Source organism: Neobacillus drentensis, from assembly GCF_036966985.1.
Lineage (GTDB): Bacteria > Bacillota > Bacilli > Bacillales > Cytobacillaceae > Neobacillus > Neobacillus drentensis_E.
In genome coordinates this window covers 1-2,428 of the sequence record NZ_JBALSN010000276.1, presented here as the reverse complement: position 1 = coordinate 2,428, position 2,428 = coordinate 1, and the positions used below count along the sequence as shown (strand labels likewise).

4 protein-coding genes are annotated in these 2,428 nt (G+C 32.9%); 2 read left to right on the top strand and 2 right to left on the bottom strand.

What is annotated here, in order from left to right; genetic code table 11:
• Both V7659_RS18490 and V7659_RS18485 read right to left on the bottom strand, forming a co-directional pair.
• Positions 1-611: Na+ dependent nucleoside transporter N-terminal domain-containing protein (locus tag V7659_RS18490; RefSeq protein ID WP_335541269.1), on the bottom strand; the 611-nt coding region annotated here is incomplete at its 3' end.
• Between the two features lies 1 nt (position 612).
• On the bottom strand, positions 613-1,260 hold the full coding sequence (locus tag V7659_RS18485; RefSeq protein ID WP_335541267.1) for an AmiS/UreI family transporter: 648 nt from the start codon (positions 1,258-1,260) through the stop codon (positions 613-615).
• 477 nt (positions 1,261-1,737) lie between these two features.
• Between V7659_RS18485 and V7659_RS18480 the strand changes: the two genes are divergently transcribed.
• Together V7659_RS18480 and V7659_RS18475 are read left to right on the top strand one after the other, a co-directional pair.
• On the top strand, positions 1,738-2,175 hold the full coding sequence (locus tag V7659_RS18480; RefSeq protein WP_335541265.1) for a LytTR family DNA-binding domain-containing protein: 438 nt from the start codon (positions 1,738-1,740) through the stop codon (positions 2,173-2,175).
• A 14-nt stretch (positions 2,176-2,189) separates the two neighbouring features.
• A partial coding sequence (locus V7659_RS18475; RefSeq protein WP_335541264.1) for a hypothetical protein occupies positions 2,190-2,428 on the top strand: 239 nt, incomplete at its 3' end.

Below are 2,428 nucleotides of genomic sequence, written 5' to 3'. Positions count from 1 at the left end.
ATAAGTCCAGAGAATACGTTAATTGGTAACGCAACCAATACGTACTCCGCAGGAATCATTTGCATGTAAGCACCTAGGATTGAACAACTTACCGCAACAAGTGAAGAAGTAACAACAACAAACAAGCGATTTCCAGAAAGACTAGGAATGAATGACTTAACAGAAAGGATTGCGGAAGTATCACCAAAGACCATAGAATTCACCGCAACAAATGATTCAACCTTTGGAAGACCTGTTATTTTACTTACTGCACCACCAATGTATTTAATAGCCAATGGTAATATTCTTGAATAAGTTAAAATACCTAGTAAAGCGGTTACGAATACAATCATCATTAGGACATTTACAAAGAATAAATTCTTTCCTGCAAGGCTGCCGAATACGAATGAGATCCCGTCATTCCCGAAAGAAAGAACTTTGTTAAAGCCATCTACCACCTTGTGCAGTACCTTTTGACCGATTGTAGTATTGAGCATAAACCAAGCGATTAACAACTGAACGACTGCCATGATCCCAACGGCACGATAGTTGATGTTTTTCTTATCGTTTGACATTAACCATGCAATACCTATTAGAACAAGGATTCCAACAATTCCAATTATAATTGACATATTATTTTACCTCCAAAGCATTAATTACTTGAATTGCTTGACTACTTTTTTCTTTTTTATATGAAAGCTTCATTCTGAAAAAACTGATAATAAAATAGACGATAGCTAGAATTAATACATAGGTCCAGATTTGATCAACAATTGGTGTATTCCAAACCCCTAAAAAATAAAGGAGCGCTGGTATGGTCAACGTTACCCATGACTGAACAAATGCAACCAATCCAATATAATGGTCAATTTTTTTATTAAGTGCACTTGATAAAAAGAACAGAAACCATAAGAATGCCCACATGGCCCATGTTAGTGCATTGACAACATTTTGAAAGTGAATAATCGATGTTAAGGTATATACTACCCCAATAATAGCAACCCATAGACTAAACCAACCAAGTCCACTTCCTTCAAGCCCCTTCCATGAGGTGAATCCAACATATAAATAAGTTAACCCAAATAAGAAAATAGATGCATAATTATAAAGCTCCCAATGGTCTTGGCCCGAAACGATGATTAAATAAAATGGGATAATCACTTGTAAGCTTCCTACGAAAATATTAAAGATACCAACACTCTTGGCGTCTGCTTTTCCTAATAGCATAAAACTGTTTAGAAATAAAACTGCACCTGAAAGAAATAAACCAACATTACTCATATAAATTGCTGTGAAAAGTATTTTTCACAACATTCCCCTCCTTAAGCTATTCACGACATTTTCTTCTCTAGTTTTCTAACACGACTAATTCTTCGTGAGCGCTTTCATTAATCAAAAATTACTTTACTAATATAACATATATCATGAACAAATGTTAAATAACAATTGAACAAAATGTAAATTTAATATTTTCCAGTTATCTTAAAAATGCCCAATAATAAATTTCTAGTATTATTTTTACGAAATTATTTTTAAAAATAATTGAAAATTTGTAAAAATAATTATGAAAAAATGTAAAAAATTAACGTCAGTTCACTTAGTTTAAATTAGAAGAAAGTTCGGTCCCCTCATTTGATTTTGAAGTGTTGATTTCACAGTAATCTGATAAAATGTAAAAGAGAATGGTAAATAAAGGTGTTTTAATGATGTAGTCAGAAGGATGATCCTAAAATAATTTGAATTTTCATAGGTGATCAAATGAAAATTTCAATAGAAGAAATAAATAAAGAACTAGCAGAAGAAATTCTCATTAGGTGTCATGAGGTAGATGATGAAATACACGAAATCGTAAACAAGTTGAAAACCGAAGATCTGATTGTACTAGGATACAATAATGATCGAGTTCACCGTATTAATCTTAGTGATATCTATTATTTCGAGGCAGTTGATGGAAAGGTTTTTAGTTACTGCAAGGACAATGTATTTGAGGTAAAACAAAAGCTCTATGAGTTAGAGGAATTATGCAAAGAAAAGAACTGTTTTCGTGCATCCAAATCCACAATTTTGAACATAGCTAAAATTTCATCTATTTATCCGTCCATAAGCGGCCGATTCGAAGCGGTGCTTGAAAACGGGGAACGTGCTGTTGTCTCAAGGCAGTATGTGCCCGTCCTTAAAAAAATGCTCGGATTGTGAAAGGGGGGATTAATATGAAGCTGTCCGAATTTGTACAAAAGATCATGAAGGATTTCTTGATGATCTTCGCATCCATCATCATTATTATTACTATTTTACGACAAATGTATTATCCCCCTATGGCCTTTGATTTAAAATCGATTTATATCATTATGGCATTTTCATTTATAAGTGCATTAATTGGGTTTATTTTGTATTCTCCTCATGATCTAAGTGAGAAGAAAATGCGAATAAGAATGGTCATTCATTTTTT